Raw genomic sequence first — 18,182 nt, forward strand, 5'->3', positions numbered from 1 at the left:
AACTCTTTTTGTAATTGATTAACCTTATCAACTTCCTTTAGCAATGCGAAATCATACCCAAGCTTGTTTGAGATCCACCCGAACGCGCGCAAATCTTTGGGGAAACAAAACCCGCCGAACCCGCACCCGGCTTTAAGAAACGCAGGGCCTATACGCTTATCCAAACCCATACCTTCAGAAACCTTTTCGATATCCGCCCCTGCGCGTTCACACACATTCGCTACAGCATTGATAAACGAAATCTTAGTCGCGAGAAACGAATTTGACGCGTGTTTGATAATCTCCGCACTTTTTATGTCAGTAACCAACATTTTTGCCTTCAACGGCGCATAAAGTTCCTGAAGTTCTTTCTCCGCCTTTGCAGTCTCCACACCAAGAACTATACGGTCAGGGTTAAGAAAATCATGTACCGCCGACCCTTCCCTAAGGAATTCCGGATTTGACACGACATCCACCTGCCATTTAGAACGGTTATTCCGCTGCACAGTTTTCTTTACCCACCCACCGGTTTCTACGGGTACCGTAGATTTTTCTACCACTATTTTATAACCGTTAACATTACGCGCAATCTCTGAAGCAACACGTTCCACCTGTGTTAAATCCGATGACCCGTCGTCACGGGTTGGCGTACCAACTGCAATAAATATTATGTCCGACTTCTTAACGCTATCACTTATACTATAAGAAAACCCTAATCTCTTAGACTTAACATTTTTTAGCACAAGTTCGCGTAACCCGGATTCATATATCGGCATCCTCCCGGCCTTCAGCAGCTTAATCTTCCCGGCATTATTATCCACACAAATAACTTTATGCCCGATCTCAGCTAAACACGTACCGGTCACCAGCCCGACATAACCGGTACCTATGACACAAACCTTTTTTGTTATTACTCCACTTTTTTTCTTCATAAAAACGACTTTACGGTTATCTCCATCCCTTTAACAAAACCAACTTTAGGCTTATACCCCAAAGCACGTTTAATCGCGCTGATATCCGCCTGAGTATGTTTCACATCCCCCGCGCGTGCCGGCAAAAACTTATATTCCAGTTTCTTCCCCAATATTCTACCAATATTTTGCGCTATCTGCAAAACAGTATATCGTTCATTACACGCAACATTATAAACTTCACCACAGGCATGCTTTGCCCTCATTGCAAGTATATTGGCTAACACTACGTTATCAATAAACGTAAAATCCCGTGACTGCTTCCCATCCCCGTGTATCTGTATAGGCTTACCTTCCAACGCCCATTCAATAAACTTCGGCACTACCGCAGCATACGCAGATTCCGGCGACTGCCTTGGGCCGAATACGTTGAAATAGCGTAACGCAATAGTCTCTAACCCAAACGTTTTACTGAATGTCCGGCAGTAATACTCGCCGGTAAGTTTTGCAACGGCATAAGGCGATATCGGTGCCGGTAAGTGTGTTTCCCGTTTCGGTAACAGTTTAGAATCACCGTATGCTGATGAACTCGCAGCGTAAACCAGGCGTTTAACCCCGGCATCCCGTGCAGCGATTAATACATTAAGCGTTCCAGTTATATTAACATCATTAGTATCTACAGGATTATCGATTGACCTTGGGACTGACCGCAGTGCTGCTTCATGAAAAATGTAATCCACATTTTTTACAGCTTTCCTAACATCCCTTATGTTCCGGATATCACCCCTCTGGATTTCAATCTTATTCTTGATATCCGCTAAATACTCCATCTTACCCGCACAAAAATTATCGAGTACCCTCACCCTTGCACCGGCCTTCACCAAATAATCGCAGATATGGCTCCCGATAAATCCCGCCCCGCCGGTTACTAAATACCTTTTACTCATCTATACCTACCTCCCCGATATAATCAATTACCCCATCCTGCCATGAAGGCAGAGGCTTAAACCCTTCAACCCGCCAACAGCGGTTTTCTAGTACAGAAACTCTTGGGCGCACCGCCGGGCGGTTAAGCTTCTTCGTCGTTATTGGCATTACAGCGCAGTTTATACCTTTTAATTTAACCGCATACTCCGCAAGTTGATACCACGTACAGGAGCCGGTATTTGTTATATGCCATATACCGTATAATCCCGGATTCTGGCGTCCAACCAACTCCGCAACCGCTGACGCTAAATGCACAGTATAAGTAGGTGACCCGGTTTGATCATCCACAACTTCAATACTCTTACTATTAACCGCTTTTGAGAGTATAGTCCCCACAAAACTTTTTCCGTTTGACCCGAACAACCACGATGTACGAACGATATAGAACTTACTCAGCAACCCGCGGATATAGTGTTCACCCTGGAGTTTACTTTCACCATAAACGTTCAACGGATGCGGTACTGAATACTCCTGATACTTCTCTAACTTCCCGTCAAACACATAATCCGTACTAAAATATACCATTGCAGCATCAAACCTCTGGCATGCCAGCGCAACATTCCGTGTCCCCAACGCATTAATCTTGTGTACAAGATCAGGTTCAGTTTCAGCTTTATCAACATCCGTATACGCTGCTGTATGGATTACGATATCAGGATTAATTTTTGTCACTGCGCCATACACATTCTCCGCATTGGTAATATCCACGCGGGCATACCCTTGAAGTTCATACGCGCTTCCCTGCTCTTTTGTATCCAACCCATAAAGATGATACCCGTTTTGTACAGAAAATACGCGGTACAACGCATACCCCAGCATACCATTTATCCCGGTAATCAATATTTTCATTTCATCAATACCAACTTCACTTATCCCCGTACTGTTTACTATAAAATTCCAGGAAATTGCGGTTACGTTTTTTCTCCCACCACACAGAATTTTCCTGGTACCACTTAATTGTGTATATTAGAGCCGACAAAAACGTATGTTCCGGCCTCCACCCAAGTTGTTCAGTAATCTTTTTTGTCTCAACCGCATACCGTTTATCATGCCCAGGCCGGTCTTTTACGTACCGGATAAGCTTCATTGGCTTCCCCAGGGTAGAAACAATCTTCCCAGCAAGTTCTTTGTTTGACACCTCATTCCCCCCGGCGATATTGTAAATTTCACCGTTTATCCCGGAATGAAACACCGCGTCAATCGCTGCACAGTTATCTTCTACGTACAACCAATCCCTAACATTTTTACCGTCACCGTATAGAGGCAACTCCTTATCCTGCAGAGCGTTAGTAATAAATAAAGGCACAAACTTTTCAGGATGCTGGTACGGCCCAAAATTATTGGATGAACGCGTAACACACACCGGCATACCATAAGTTTTGAAGTATGACAACACCAGAAGGTCACCCGCAGCTTTTGATGCGGAATACGGATTTGAAGGCGCTACCTTACTCTCCTCGGTAAACTTACCCTGTGCGGTTGAACCATAAACCTCGTCCGTTGAAATCTGCACAAACTTTTTATGCTTAAACTTACGGCTTGCCTGAAGCAATGTATGCGTCCCAGCCATATCTGTCTTAATAAACACCCCGGGTGACATAATCGCGCGGTCAACATGAGTTTCAGCTGCAAAGTTTATGATAGCATCAACCCTCTCCGCCAGTTGCGTTACAAGCGCGGCGTTACAGATATCACCCTTCACAAACTCGTGGTTAGGATTATCCATAACATCCGCCAGGTTATTACGGTTACCCGCATAAGTCAGTTTATCAAGGTTAATAATTTTGTAACCGGCATACTTGTTCAGGATATACCTCACAAAATTTGACCCGATAAACCCTGCCCCGCCGGTAACTAAAATACTTTGCATTTTTTTGTAACTCCGTTTTTATTGGGCACACATCCCCCTTTATTGATTCAAATAATACTTCATACCATGATAATTCATAAAGATAGAACCTGCTATCAACAACGCTGATGGTACTACCAACTTCCTGATACTAACATCCTTTAAAATAAATAATCCAAACAATACCATCACCAGTTGATAATCCAAACTATACCGTGACCCGAACTGCACCCAACCCGTACCCATGACCATCATAATAATTCCCGCAACGGTAATCCCAGCCGCCAATGCTCCGGTCATAACAACAGTATCGCCATAACTACAGTTTGACTTTACTCCGGGTTTACGCAACAAATTTTTTATCACTGCGTTTTTGTAATACCCGCAATTAATAACCGATAATATCAATAATGGCGAAACCCACAAAAACCCGTACCCTTCCGCATCAAACTTAAAAAATGGAAACTCTTTCTTGAAATACGGCGCATGGACTACCTCGGTATAAAAGTTGCGTAACAGATAATGCGCAGATAAATACCCGTGGTTTGCATAATCTTCCGTAAAATGAGAGTCCATCCTGTGATACTTTATTCCATTATCAAAAACATTACCAAACCGCGAATAATTGTATGCAAGATTTGTTAATGATAATAAAACAAATGGTACGAGGAATACCGCAATTTTGCTTAAACTATACTTCCCATTACCAGCATCTCTGGTATGTGTAAAATAAATCGCTGCAATAAAGAATATTGTAAATACCAAATCATTCCTGGTGTATACCGCCAGGCTGTAGAATATACCCGAACACAAAATATTGGGTACACTCTTACTTTTTAACACAAAAATGATTGATAGCAACAAAAACGTTTGCGCCAACACCTGAGACGTATACCACACACTCCCAACTCTTGACATATAAAAATGCACAGTCCCGAACGCCCAGAATAGCGCGAGAGCGGTTATTCCCGTAAACCCCAACCCGATGTTATACTTCTTCACAAATAATTCAAGTAATATTATAAAAAGAAGGACATTAACCATACCAAACATTGCAGTAATAAACGCATCCGGCGTATTCCTTCCAAACATCATCGTTAACGGAATATACACAACCGCGGGTACCGGCGGCCAATAAAGAAAATATTTGTTATTATACTGCACAAGATCATGTGCCTGAGTTTCTGCGGGATACGCGATATCCACTTTACCTGACTGTAATGCCAGGGCAAGATCCTTAAAATAATTATAATTATCCGGCACTAAATTAATTTTTCCTTCCACCAATATCCCGGAATACACAAAAAAAACTAGTACCAGGGTAACCGCATAAAAAATTAACCTCCAGTTTTTCATTACCATCCCTTACACTTCCTCCATAACCTGTAAGGCACAGTTTCAGATGCCAATGGAATCCTGAACTCATCCGGTGTTTTGTAATTATACAGTTTTGTCGGCATATTAAGCACATAACAAGCTTTTTTGCTGATACACGCAAACCCATGCACAACCTTCGGCGGGATAATCAGAAGCTGCGGTTTTGAAGAAGACAAATCAATAACCTGCACTTTCCCGCAGGACTTAGATGTTTCACGGTTGTCGTATAACACAACTCTCATCTTACCGTTTACCACACAAAAATTATCCCACTGTTTTTTGTGGTAATGCCATGCTTTCACATACCCGGGATTACACGCAGTGACATACGCCTGGCCAAACCCGTGAAAATACCTGGCATCACTCCGCATAATTTCGAATAACTGCCCGCGGGGATCTTTATGCACAACCAAGTCAATAAGTATTGAATCCCGGATAATCATTTTCATACAAGCTCCATCTTACTGGAATCCCCAACCATAATACGGTAATTGGAAGAAGCATTCATTTGTTTTATGAGTTCCACATTTTGCCCGATTAAACTATCAACAAGCTTATGGATATTAACGATCTTAGAATTTTCTAATACAATTGAGCGTTCAATTTCGCTGGATTCTATGTTAACCGAAAAATAAATTGATGTATCCGGCCCGATATACGAATTTTTGATAACACTCCCCGTGCCGATAACCAACGGCCCGCATAATGTTGACCCCAAAACCTTCGCCCCTTTTTCAATAACAACATTACCCGTAATCTTTGTATCACCGCTAACCTCGCCTTTAATATCACTCGTAACTGAGTTCAATATTAAACAATTAGCTTCCAGCAAATCATCAAGTTTACCAGTATCTTTCCACCACCCGGAGATAATATGCGGTATAACATCAAATTTATGGTCAATAAGATACTGAATAGCATCCGTGATCTCCAACTCATTACGTTTTGACGGTACAATATTCTTCACCGCTTCAAATATTTTTGGAGTAAACATATACACCCCAACCAATGCAAGGTCAGACGGCGGGATCTCAGGTTTTTCTATTAATTCAACAACTTTCTCACCCTCAAGCTTCGCCACCCCGAACTGCCTCGGGTTTGGCACATGAGCGAGCAATATCTGCGCACCGGAAGGCGGGACACTAACAAACTTTTTTACCAACCCATGGATACCTTCTTTAATAAGATTATCCCCGAGGTACATAACAAACTTATTATCCCCGATAAACTTTTCTGAAATAAGCACAGCATGCGCCAACCCTAATGGCGCTTCCTGCGGGATATACGTCACATGTACACCGAACTTACTCCCATCCCCGACAGCCGCCTGAATTTCTTTTGCAGTATCACCCACCACTATACCGATATCAATAATCCCTGCATCCCTCAGAGTTTCAATCCCATAAAACAGTATGGGCTTATTCGCGATAGGAATCAATTGCTTAGCATTAGTATGAGTGATAGGCCGCAACCGCGTACCTTTCCCTCCGCTGAGTATCAACCCTTTCATTTACACCCTTTCCCGCCAGTAATTAAGTAAATCCTTCAACGTTTGCCTGAACTCAATCTCAGGCACCCACCCGGTTGCTTTTTTGAACTTAGAATAATCCCCTACCATAACCGGTGTATCCGTCGGGCGAAAACGCTGTTTATCCACAACAACTTTTAGTTTGATTTTAGAATTACTCACCAGTTGTTCGAGGTACTCCCCGATTCTTTTTGCCTTACCGGTACACACATTATAAACCTCACCAGGAGGGCATTTTTGTGATGCCAGCCAGTACGCGCGAACCATATCACGCACATCGACGTAATCCCGTTCCGGGTCAAGGTTCCCGACTCTTATCACCGGCGGTTTTAATCCCTTTTCAATCACCGCAATTTGTTTCGCAAAATTTGACCATACAAACACATCATCACGACGCGGGCCATCATGATTAAACGCGCGGATACGCACGCTATCAACCTTATGCGACCTAAAATACTGGTAACACACCATATCCTGTGCAGCTTTTGAAACGGAATACGGAGATAGAGGGCGTAAAGTATTAGTTTCCCTCACCGGCAACTCTTTACGGTAAACCTGCCCGTATATTTCCGACGATATCGGAACAATTAAACGGCAGGTATCTTTTGCCTCACGGTAATATTCCATAATATTAACCTGCGCAAGGACATTAGTTTCGTAAGTATCCACCGGCGCATCCCATGACATTGGGACAAACGTTTGCGCTGCGAGATGAAACATAATATCCGGCTTTACGGAATTCAATGTCCTGCGTACGGACGACATATCCCGCAGGTCACATTCGTGGAGTTCAATTTTATCAAGATTATGCTGAATCTTCTCAAGCTTCGACCTCCAGCGGTACGTCCCGTGGATCTCAACCTTTTTTTGTTTCACTAAAAGATCAAGTAAATGACTCCCTGCAAAACCCGTCACACCGGTAATAAGTATTCTCATTCATCCTCCACTTTACAATAAACTATATATTTTATTATATAATGGGGTATAACTTCAAACACAAACGTATGTACTTTTTTTCACAAATCAGGTTTTTTAGCGATAAGGATACCATTCAAGTTCGCTGGAAGTATCATATCTTGCGCCTGTATTACTCATATGCGCCTTTAAATCAATAGAAAACCAGAACTCATTCACTAACGCGCGTTGACGGTAATACAACCTAACGATCCAGCAGTGCAGGTCACGGGTGATACCGATTTCCTGTTCCGCAGGAGGGTAAATATTTAGAACAGGCGAGGTCGGAAAGTTTGTCATCCCCTGCCTCAGAACTAACCGCAGGAACCACTGATCCCAGAGGTTTAGCTTCAACGCAGCCCATAGGTTTGCGGTATCCACGGGAATTACCGGTAATTCTACGGCAGGGCTGAACACATAACTCATCCCGAGATTAAAATTACTCCCAAACCGCCTACCCACAAGAAAATCAGCTTGAATAAACCCCACCCGCCCGGTATACAAATCATAACTGTTCTGCAATGTCACGTCGAGCCCGCGCATAAAATTGAATCTCCAGCTTGCATTCAGAACCGACCATGACGAGGATAACACATCGTACTGCGTATTAATCAAAACATCACCGATATACCCGAACCTTATCATACTGGAAAGAGGTACGACACTGCGGGTAATTATACTTGACACCTGATGCTCATAATTAATCCCGGTATCCAGAGTTACATACCGGCCCAAAGAACTCCTGAGTGACACCCCGCCGTAATCATACCCCAAGGATACCGGTGTCTGGACAGTACTCGAAACCTTATCCTGCCAATTATACCTCACCCCAAAATTCTCGTATAACGTAAACTTTTTAAATAACCGCATATTATGATTAAACTCAACTACCGGGCTTACTGAATTAATATAACACCCTGCGGTATTTGAATATGCATTACTAAAATTCATTGCGGTAGTATACCTCAACGGCAGATTAAACACATTCCGCGGCTGCGTACTAAAACTCAACCCCGGCGATGATAATGTACTAACCTCATACGTTTTCTTAAGTACATCCCAATACCTTTGCTCATCGTAAAACATCCGCAGTGTATACCACGCACTGTTATAAGTCAACGACAGGTTTGACCCTATATTACGGTTAACCCGCAACCAGCTATCCCGTACGTATGTATCATTAAACCCTTCATCACTAAAATAACTTGCATCCGTTGTGAACACCAACCCACGGGTAAGCTCCTGCCAGTGTTTGAACAACACATTACCTCTTTTTAGGAGTGTATCCCGTTCGTCTATGTAGTACCCGTAAACTGACCCTTTCATCCCGCCGTTAAAAATATTTGGAATGTCATAACTCATCTCCCCGCCGATACCGTTACCTTTATTGGCATACATGTCCACTAACAACTTTGTGTAGGTATGATCAATCAACGGATACCCTATCCGTGTCCGCAAGTACGCGCCCTCCACCCCGCCGTACCCGGGATAAAGTTCAACATTAATATGCTTACCCTTTAATGACCTATAATAAAACGGTAAATAAAACACCGGGATGTTTCGTATATACAATACAGTCCCCGCCGCCATCATTTTATCGTCATACACAAGTGACAATTTATCAGTTTTTAAGTAATAATGCGGCTTCTCCGCATCACACGTTGTGAATAATGTATTCTTAGTATTCAACGTTTTAACATCCGGCTTTTCCGTTGTTTCAGCAGAAATCATCCAGGGCGGCACCGTAATTTTTAACCCGTAAATCACCCCGCTGCTTAAGGACATATCATACACCGTTTTTTCTGCAACAATAGTATTCTTACCCTCAACAATCGTCACCGCACCCGTTGCGATCACAATTTTTGTATCGATATTAAACACCGCGTGGCCCGCATCAATTTTTGTCTCACCGTATGAAAGCTTAACCTTCCCCTCGGCGTTAACATTATTTGTTGCATTATCATAGACTACGCCATCCGCACTGAACCGCATTTCTTCCGCACGGGCAACAACACTTCCCGCAGTGCATAATATTCCCGCCGCTAAAACTACCAAGAACATTAACCTCTGCACCCAAAATATTGTTTTCATATAAGCATCAATCATATCCCTACTAACTCTTTAACTTCCGCTACGGTATAAAACGACCCGGTAACAACCACCACTGCGTTCTTGACATAACACTTCCCCGCTGCAGCGTACACCGCGTCCTCTATATTATCCGAAATAACAATATCGCGGATACCTTTACGGTATAACACCTTTGCAACCTCATTAACATCGGCACTCCGCGGTGTTTTAAGATTACAGAGGATATACTTAACCCCGTTGTTCTTAAGGAGCACATCCCCGATCCGTTCAATATCCTTATCCTTCAATACACCGAAGATAATAACCTTTTTTTTGTTCTTATAAAACTTTTCTAGAGCCTGCATTAACATACCCAACGCATCACTGTTATGGCTTATATCGAAGACAAACCTAATCTTTTTATGCCGGTACCCCACAACCTTTTCTTCAAACCTGCCGGGTATACTTGCTGACTCAATCCCGTGTTTAATAATATTCTGCGGTATAATAATATTATACTTCTCCAAAGCATTAATAGTTTTTACCGCAACCGCAGCATTAATCTTCTGTACATCACCCTTAATCCCAGGTACCACACCGTGAACTACCCCAAAATCCTTATCAAAAATATACAAGTCATTCCCAAGTTTTTTTGCAATACGTTTAATTACTTTCGCAGCATCACTTGGCAACGCACCTGTGACGGTAATACCTCCGCGTTTGATAATCCCAGCTTTTTCTTTTGCAATGGCGGATAATGTATTACCCAGAAGATACGTATGCTCATAACTTATACTTGTGATAACAGCCACCAGCGGTGGAGTAATAACATTTGTAGCATCCAACCTACCCCCCAGCCCTGTTTCCAGAACAACAAAATCCGCTTGTTTTTCAGCGTAGTACACAAACGCAAGTAATGTAAGAAATTCAAAATATGTTAAATACCACTTTTTAGCATGACGATAATATTTGAATACCAACGCAGCAAACTCATTTTTTGTGATAACACAATTATTATATGCTACGCGTTCACGCACATCTAAGATATGCGGAGAGGTATACAGCCCGACGTTAAACCCTGAATGAAAAAGCACGTTACTCACATACGCGCAGACCGAACCTTTACCGTTAGACCCCGCGATATGAATGGCTTTAAACCGGCGTTCCGGATTTCCTAACTCTTTCAGCGCTCCGCGTATCCGTACCAACCCGAACTTCATTGAGTACAGCCCAAAACTATCCAATAACTTCAGAGCAGACTCATAACTTCCTTGGCGGTTAAGTTTAAGATTTGCCATTAATTAAAACAGGAATAATTACTGTTTCGCTACCGGCTTAGCCAGCATATATCCCAACAGCCTGTGCAATGCAGCCTTAAGTTCTTTTCTGGGAATAATAATATCCACCAACCCATGCTCAAGTGAAAATTCAGCGCTCTGGAACCCCGGCGGCAATTTCTGCCGTATTGTCTGCTCAATAACCACAGGCCCTGCAAAACCAATAAATGCCCCGGGCTCGCCTATATTAACATCTCCAAGCATTGCAAACGATGCAGTCACCCCACCCGAGGTAGGGTCAACCATCACAGAAATATACGGCAGTTTATGACGCGACAAATTCCCGATTGCAGCTGACGTTTTTGCCATCTGCATTAACGACAAAATACCTTCCTGCATCCTTGCCCCGCCTGATGCGGATACAATGACCACCGGCATTTTTTTGAGGATAGATTTTTCAACGAGCCTAGCTATTTTTTCACCCATAACACTACCCATACTACCGCCCTGGAAATAAAAATCCAGAACCCCGATCCCTACTTTAACCCCGCTGAGTTCACATTCCCCGGTTACTACCGCTTCATTAAGCCCAGTTTTTTTTTGTTCTGACTTCAATTTATCAGCATACGGCTTTTTTTCGGGATACGACAAAAAGTTCAGGATATCAACCGGCATGATATCCGGATCATACTCCTTAAAAGTTCCCTCATCAGCAAGCATTTTGATACGTTCATGAGCCTTCATCCTGAAATAATACCCGCATTTAGGGCATACCTTAAGATTATCCTCAAGTTCCTTATTATAAATTATCTCTTCACACTTCTTACACTTAACCCACAACCCGTCGGGCATACCCTTACCCTGCTGTTGCGGCGGTTGCTGCTGCACCGGCACTACTGGCTGAGTATTATCAGCAATACTACCCGCCGGGGTTTGTACCACCACTTTTTCTTTATTCTCAGGATTCTCAGTCTTAATTTTCAGCATAATAACATCACCTCTTATACAATAATCAATCTCAGCATCAAACTACTATATTTATTATATATTATAACCCAACACCACTGTAATTATCAACCTATACTATAACACAGCCTTCATCTTATTGATATACCGCGACAATGCAGGATATAGTTTTCGGGTATCACCATACTTATTAATAATCTTAATCACCGCACTGCCGATAATCACTCCGTCGATATACTTCTTGACGGATAAAACATGTTCCGGCTTCGAAATCCCAAACCCTATACACAACGGCTTATCCGTACACTTTCTTAATTTTTGTAGATTCCCCAGTAATTCCGCAGGTAAGCCATTCTTCGCGCCGGTAACACCTGTGAGGGTAACAACATAGACAAACCCCCTGCTTTTTCTGCAGATATCCTTCGCACGTTTCTCCGGTGTAGTCGGGGTTACCATCTGAATAAACGCCAACCCGCACCTAGCTGCCTGAACAGAAAACCCGCGGTTTTCCTCTAACGGCAGATCAGGAACAATAAGACCGTCAACCCCCGCGGATGAAAGTTCATGGAACAACTCTTTCCCGCGATGGAACAATACGTTATAATAAGTCATCACCACCAGCGGAGTATCAATTTGCCGGCGTAACCGTTTCACTAACGCCAAAAACTTTGCGTAATCCACCCCGTGTTCCAACGCCTTAAACGACGACGCCTGAATCACCGGGCCATCAGCGATGGGGTCTGAGAACGGCATCCCGAGTTCAATGATATCCGCACCGGAGGAAGACAGTGTTTTTACAATACGTTCCGTTGCAGAAACTCCGGGATTTCCTACGGTAACGTATATCACCAACGCCTTCCGCCCGGATTTCCTGAGAGCCTTAAACTTATTCTCCAGCCTATTATTCATAAACCATTATTTCCGTGCCTTATAATTCATCACAACCTCAATATCCTTATCCCCTCTTCCGGAGACACACACCACAACGATATCTTTAGGCTTAAACCTTTTTTTCATCTTCATCAACTGTGCGACTGCGTGTGAAGACTCTAACGCAGGGATAATGCCTTCCATACGTGACAACAACTTAAACGCTTCCACCGCCTCATCATCTGTTATTGACACATACTCCGCACGCCCTGAAGCTTTATAAAACGCATGTTCAGGCCCGACCCCCGGATAGTCCAACCCCGCTGCGATTGAATGCGCGGGTGCGATCTGCCCATCCTTATCCTGCAAGATCAGCGTCTTAGTTCCATGCAGGACACCGGCCTTCCCTTGCGTTAAACTCGCGGAATGCATCCCGGTGTGTAACCCCTTCCCCGCAGCTTCGACCCCCACCATTTTTACTTTACGGTCATTATAGAACGGTGAGAATAAACCAATAGAATTTGACCCTCCGCCAACACAGGCAAGAAGATAATCCGGCAACCTGCCTTCAGCATCCTGTATTTGCGACTTAACCTCATTCCCGATAACCGACTGGAAATCACGTACGATCAACGGATACGGATGCGGCCCTATAGCAGAACCTATAAGATAATAAGTTGACCTTACATTTGTCACCCAGTCACGTAGAGCTTCATTAATCGCATCCTTAAGTGTTTGTGTCCCGCTTATTACTGCCCGAACTTCGGTACCTAAGATCTTCATACGTTCAACATTAACACTCTGCCGTACAACATCTGTTGAGCCCATATACACTACGCATTCCAACCCAAATAACGCAGCAGCAGTTGCGGTAGCAACCCCGTGTTGTCCCGCACCGGTCTCCGCGATAATACGTTTTTTCCCGAGTTTACGTGCGAGTAAGATCTGCCCAAGCGTATTATTAATCTTATGACTCCCCGTATGCGCGAGGTCTTCGCGTTTAAGGTAAACTTTAACCCCAACCAACGCGGATAATCTTTTCGCGTGATACAACGGTGTCGCACGCCCGGCATAGGTTTTGTTATACTCCCGTACTTCATCCCAAAACCTGCGGCCTGGCTTTAACTTATGATACTCCACCCCTAACGCCGCGACTGATGCCACTAACGTTTCCGGCATAAACATCCCGCCGAACAGGCCATAGTATCCTTTACTATTTGGCAGCATAAAAATTTATAATTTTCCTTTTGTCGATGGAATACCCTTAATTTTTGGATCAACACTAACCGCGGTATTAAGCGCTCGCCCTAACGCCTTAAACAACGCTTCTGACATATGATGATTATTTTTCCCGTAAAACAATTTCGCGTGCAACGTAATCCCGGAGTTAACCGCGAACGCACGGAAATATTCTTCCACTAAATCAAAATCAAACCCCGCAGCCTTATTTTTTTTAAACTCAACATCCCACACAATAAACGGGCGGTTTGAAATATCAAGGCATACCATCCCCAGCGCTTCATCCATAGGAACAACCGCCGTACCGTACCGTGTTATCCCGCGTTTATCCCCAAGCGCGAGTTTAAAAGCCTGCCCCATAACAATACCTATATCTTCAACAATATGATGATTATCAACATCAGTATCCCCTCTAGCTTTTATAGTTAACCCGATCTTCCCGTGCACCGACATCAGCGTAAGCATATGGTCAATAAAAGGGACAGACGTGGATATCCTCCCCGCCAAAGGTGAAACATTATCCAGCTCCACCACCGCGGAAATCCGTGTTTCTTTAGTTTTGCGTTCCACTTTACCGATACGTTTTAGTGACATACTGCGCATTCTCCTGAAAATATAATTTCTTATTCTTCAAACCTAACTTCCACCGACTTTTTGTGATACCGCATCCCTTCGATCCCGGCAAGTACTGCCGCGATTTTACCGTCTGATATAAACCCCGGTTTTTCATATTTAATTATAGCTATGCGTTTAACAAAACTGTCAACCGACAACCCTGCATCAAACCGCGCGGAACCGCCGGTTGGAAGTACGTGTGACGGCCCGGCAACATAATCACCCATTGCAACAGTATTATACCTTCCTACAAACACAGCCCCGGCATTCCTTATTTTTGATACCAGCTCACCGCTTGATTTTGATAATATCAACAAATGTTCCGGCGCAAACTTATTAATTATCCCCGCCGCAGAGTTAATACTCCCGGCATACACTATCTTCACCTGCCTCATATTATTTTTGGGTATTAACGTAGCAATTTTCTTACCCACCTTTTTGTTTGTAGCAATTACCACCGCCCGTGCAGCAGGATCATGTTCAGCCTGAGCTAAAAGATCATAAGCAATACACTCAACCGTTTTATCATCAGCATAGTCAGTATAAACCACAACCTCACTTGGCCCTGCAAGCATATCAATCCCTACATCACCGTACACAACCTTTTTTGCAGCTGCAACAAAAACATTACCCGGCCCAACTATTTTATCAACTTTCGGGATAGTTGAAGTCCCGTATGCCAACGCAGCAATTGCCTGTACCCCGCCGATACGGTAAATCTCATCCACCCCGCAGACATACGCCGCAGCGATTACTTCCGGAGTAAGTTTTTTTGAGGGTGATACCATAACAACCTTATCCACCCCGGCAACTTTTGCGGGGATAGCTGTCATCAATACCGTTGAAGGGTATGAATACAACCCGCCGGGAACATATAACCCGACAGCCTCGATGGGCACAAACTTTTGTTCAATAACCACGCCTTTACGCTTAAACACCACCCCTACCCGTAATTGAGACAGATGATACTTCCAAACATTCTGTACTGCTTTGTACAAAGCACTAAGATACTCCGGGGATACCAGCTTAACACTCGCCGTAATTTCTTTACGGGTAAGCCTAAACTTTGCAGGTAAAACATTTATCCCGTCAAATTTACGGGTATACACCATCACAGCGCGATCCCCATCCTTTTTTACGCGCTCAATTATACGCCTGACACTATCCTCAACCTTATTACTAACCATATTACCTTCTATACCTTTTAATATTTGCACCGACTGACCGCAACTTTTTTTCTATATTCTCATACCCGCGGTCAAGATGATAAATCCTGCTGACTTGAGTACACCCTTCCGCAGCTAGGCCCGCAAGTACCAACGCAGCTGATGCACGGAGATCAGTCGCCATAACCTTTGCACCGGAAAGATTTTTTTGCCCTTCTACGATAGCGGTATTACCGTCCAACTGCACCTTAGCACCCATCCTCTGAAGTTCACCCACATGCATAAACCGGTTCTCAAAAATAGTTTCCCGGACAACACTTCTCCCGGGAACAGTACACATATACGCCATCCACTGTGCCTGAAGGTCAGTCGCAAACCCGGGATACGGCGAAGTTTCGATATCCACGGGCACTAATTTCCTTTTCTCCGCGTTTACGATACACGAATTCTCACCTTTTTCGATCTCCACCCCGGATAAACACAACTTATTAATCAGCATCTCCAGATGTTTTGTATACATTTTTTCAAGCACTAACCGTCCCCGGGTAATCGCTGCAGCTACCATAAACGTCCCGGCTTCTATACGGTCCGCGATAATATCATGTTCTACTGACGATAAGTTCTTAACGCCTTCCACATAAATCTCAGGCGTCCCCGCCCCGATAATCCTTGCACCCATAGCGTTAAGCATATCCGCAAGGTCAACGATCTCAGGTTCCTGTGCCGCGTTTTTGATAACGGTTTTCCCTTCAGCCAGCACGCTTGCCATAATAATATGCTCCGTCGCGCCAACACTAACCTTCGGGAACAATACCGTTGTCCCTACTAAACTTTTAGCCTTAAGTTTGACATACCCTTCCTCAATTTTGATCTCCGCCCCCAGTGTCTTAAGGCCGAATAAATGAATATCCACAGGCCGTGTCCCTATTGCGCACCCGCCGGGTAAAGACACCTCTGCGGCACCGCACCGTACAACCAGAGGGCCCATCACAAGCGCAGACGCACGCATTTTACTCACAAGTTCATACGGCGCATTGGAGGTCAACCCATGGGGTTCAGTTATTACCAGTTTATTCTTAGACCTAACAATTTTTTTACCTAGCAGTTCCAGTAACTGGCATGAGGTAACAACATCCCCGAGTTCCGGCACGTTGGTTATAACAACATCCTCTTTTGTCAATAAACTAGCTACCAGGCAAGGAAGCACCGCGTTTTTTGACCCGCTAATTCTTACCCGCCCGGATAACTTCTTACCGCCCTGTATCACCAATCTTGCCATAAAAATATTTCCCTATCGCAAACCTTTACGTAATTCCATAATCCTGGGTATGCCATTATAATCATTGTACACACTGTTCACTACAAACTTTACCGACTCAAACACCCGGCGTACCGCTGCTTCCTGCCCATACCCTATCTCAACAAAAATTATACCATTATTCCGCAGTAATTTATCAATACTTTCCGAGAACATACGGTAAAACTTTAACCCATCATCTCCCGCTATCAGCGCAAGTTTAGGTTCCTTCAATACTTCCGGCTGGAGCTCAGCAAACTCACCGGATGCGATATACGGCGGGTTGGATACTATAACCTCAAACATCCTTCCGGAATCAACAATTTTTTCGTAACTATAATTCAACACTTCAACACGTTTACTTAGCCCATGAGCATCAACATTCCGTTGTGCCAACCCCGCAGCTTCTTCACTAACATCAATGGCTGTGATACTAACATCCTCAACACTTTTCGCTACTGCCACAGATATACACCCCGTACCGGTACCTATATCCAAAACATTAACACAAGCACTACCCTGTTTACCTTGTTTTCTTAGATATTCAATAACACGTTCCGCAAGTAATTCAGTTTCCTGCCGCGGGATAAGCGCTGCGGGGGTACATATAATCTCAAACCCCATAAATTCAGTATTACCAATGATATACGCCAAAGGCATATGTTCAGCACGGCATGCAAAAGCTTTTATACACCTAGAATACTGTTTTTCCGTAATAACACCGTTGAGAAGCTTAATTTTTACGGGTGCGACCCCCGCGAGGTACCTAACGATAAGTTCTACTTCCCTTTCAGGATCTTCAATTCCGGAAGCAGCTAATATTTCTTTACCCTTATTCAACAAATCAGCAAGCACGATCAACTATTCCCCAGCGCCTGCATAATAATATCCTCGTCGTGTTTCCGCAGTAAATTAACTATATCCTCAATCTCGCCATCCATAATTGCGGGTAAATTATGAAAATTTTCGTTTATCCTGTGATCAGTCACACGATCCTGCGGATAATTGTAAGTCCGTATTTTTTCTGACCGGTCCCCGGTCCCTACTTGCAACTTCCGTTCATCCGACAATTCCCTTGCTTTAGATTCCTGCATTGC

At 43.8% G+C, this 18,182-nt stretch carries 18 protein-coding genes; all 18 read right to left on the reverse strand.

Annotated features, from left to right (window positions below):
• A partial coding sequence (locus tag WC955_10285) for a UDP-glucose/GDP-mannose dehydrogenase family protein (protein MFA5859440.1) occupies positions 1 to 911 on the reverse strand: 911 nt, incomplete at its 3' end.
• A complete protein-coding gene (locus WC955_10290; protein MFA5859441.1) occupies positions 908 to 1,837 on the reverse strand; it encodes an SDR family oxidoreductase in 930 nt (309 codons plus the stop codon). The genes WC955_10290 and WC955_10285, both read right to left, overlap by 4 nt.
• Positions 1,830 to 2,726: a dTDP-4-dehydrorhamnose reductase gene (gene rfbD / locus WC955_10295; protein MFA5859442.1), complete on the reverse strand. Its 897-nt coding sequence runs from the start codon at positions 2,724 to 2,726 to the stop codon at positions 1,830 to 1,832. The genes WC955_10290 and rfbD overlap by 8 nt, the downstream gene beginning before the upstream one ends.
• A 16-nt stretch (positions 2,727 to 2,742) precedes the next feature.
• Entirely contained in the window at positions 2,743 to 3,747 is a 1,005-nt protein-coding gene (gene rfbB / locus WC955_10300; GenBank protein MFA5859443.1) for a dTDP-glucose 4,6-dehydratase, read from the reverse strand.
• A gap of 39 nt (positions 3,748 to 3,786) precedes the next feature.
• Positions 3,787 to 5,088 carry a hypothetical protein gene (locus WC955_10305; GenBank protein MFA5859444.1) on the reverse strand — a complete coding sequence of 434 codons (1,302 nt, stop codon included), beginning with the start codon at positions 5,086 to 5,088 and terminating at the stop codon, positions 3,787 to 3,789.
• Entirely contained in the window at positions 5,082 to 5,552 is a 471-nt protein-coding gene (locus WC955_10310) for a dTDP-4-dehydrorhamnose 3,5-epimerase family protein (protein ID MFA5859445.1), read from the reverse strand. Before WC955_10310 ends, WC955_10305 begins: the two co-directional genes overlap by 7 nt.
• Positions 5,549 to 6,613, reverse strand: a complete 1,065-nt coding sequence (locus WC955_10315; protein ID MFA5859446.1) for a glucose-1-phosphate thymidylyltransferase — start codon at positions 6,611 to 6,613, stop codon at positions 5,549 to 5,551. The genes WC955_10310 and WC955_10315 overlap by 4 nt, the downstream gene beginning before the upstream one ends.
• Positions 6,614 to 7,567 (reverse strand): GDP-mannose 4,6-dehydratase, encoded by a 954-nt coding sequence (locus WC955_10320; GenBank protein ID MFA5859447.1) that lies wholly within the window; start codon positions 7,565 to 7,567, stop codon positions 6,614 to 6,616. It abuts the gene before it with no gap.
• 96 nt (positions 7,568 to 7,663) lie between these two features.
• The gene (locus WC955_10325; GenBank protein ID MFA5859448.1) at positions 7,664 to 9,676 is read right to left on the reverse strand and encodes a hypothetical protein; all 2,013 of its coding nucleotides are present in this window, start codon (positions 9,674 to 9,676) and stop codon (positions 7,664 to 7,666) included.
• Positions 9,677 to 9,687: 11 nt separating this feature from the next.
• Positions 9,688 to 10,953 (reverse strand): folylpolyglutamate synthase/dihydrofolate synthase family protein, encoded by a 1,266-nt coding sequence (locus tag WC955_10330; protein ID MFA5859449.1) that lies wholly within the window; start codon positions 10,951 to 10,953, stop codon positions 9,688 to 9,690.
• An 18-nt stretch (positions 10,954 to 10,971) separates the two neighbouring features.
• Positions 10,972 to 11,919, reverse strand: coding sequence for an acetyl-CoA carboxylase, carboxyltransferase subunit beta (gene accD, locus WC955_10335; protein ID MFA5859450.1), 948 nt, complete (start codon positions 11,917 to 11,919; stop codon positions 10,972 to 10,974).
• A 96-nt stretch (positions 11,920 to 12,015) separates the two neighbouring features.
• On the reverse strand, positions 12,016 to 12,807 hold the full coding sequence (gene trpA / locus WC955_10340) for a tryptophan synthase subunit alpha (protein MFA5859451.1): 792 nt from the start codon (positions 12,805 to 12,807) through the stop codon (positions 12,016 to 12,018).
• A gap of 6 nt (positions 12,808 to 12,813) precedes the next feature.
• Positions 12,814 to 13,995, reverse strand: a complete 1,182-nt coding sequence (gene trpB, locus WC955_10345) for a tryptophan synthase subunit beta (GenBank protein ID MFA5859452.1) — start codon at positions 13,993 to 13,995, stop codon at positions 12,814 to 12,816.
• 6 nt (positions 13,996 to 14,001) lie between these two features.
• Complete coding sequence (gene hisB / locus WC955_10350) at positions 14,002 to 14,601, reverse strand: imidazoleglycerol-phosphate dehydratase HisB (GenBank protein MFA5859453.1); 600 nt, start codon at positions 14,599 to 14,601, stop codon at positions 14,002 to 14,004.
• Between the two features lie 29 nt (positions 14,602 to 14,630).
• Entirely contained in the window at positions 14,631 to 15,809 is a 1,179-nt protein-coding gene (gene hisD / locus WC955_10355; protein MFA5859454.1) for a histidinol dehydrogenase, read from the reverse strand.
• Between the two features lies 1 nt (position 15,810).
• Positions 15,811 to 17,067, reverse strand: coding sequence for a UDP-N-acetylglucosamine 1-carboxyvinyltransferase (murA, locus tag WC955_10360; GenBank protein ID MFA5859455.1), 1,257 nt, complete (start codon positions 17,065 to 17,067; stop codon positions 15,811 to 15,813).
• A gap of 12 nt (positions 17,068 to 17,079) precedes the next feature.
• Positions 17,080 to 17,940 (reverse strand): peptide chain release factor N(5)-glutamine methyltransferase, encoded by an 861-nt coding sequence (gene prmC / locus WC955_10365; protein MFA5859456.1) that lies wholly within the window; start codon positions 17,938 to 17,940, stop codon positions 17,080 to 17,082.
• 2 nt (positions 17,941 to 17,942) lie between these two features.
• The coding region (locus WC955_10370; protein ID MFA5859457.1) for a peptide chain release factor 1 at positions 17,943 to 18,182 on the reverse strand (240 nt) is incomplete at its 5' end.

Source organism: Elusimicrobiota bacterium (assembly GCA_041658405.1).
GTDB lineage: Bacteria > Elusimicrobiota > UBA5214 > JBBAAG01 > JBBAAG01 > JBBAAG01.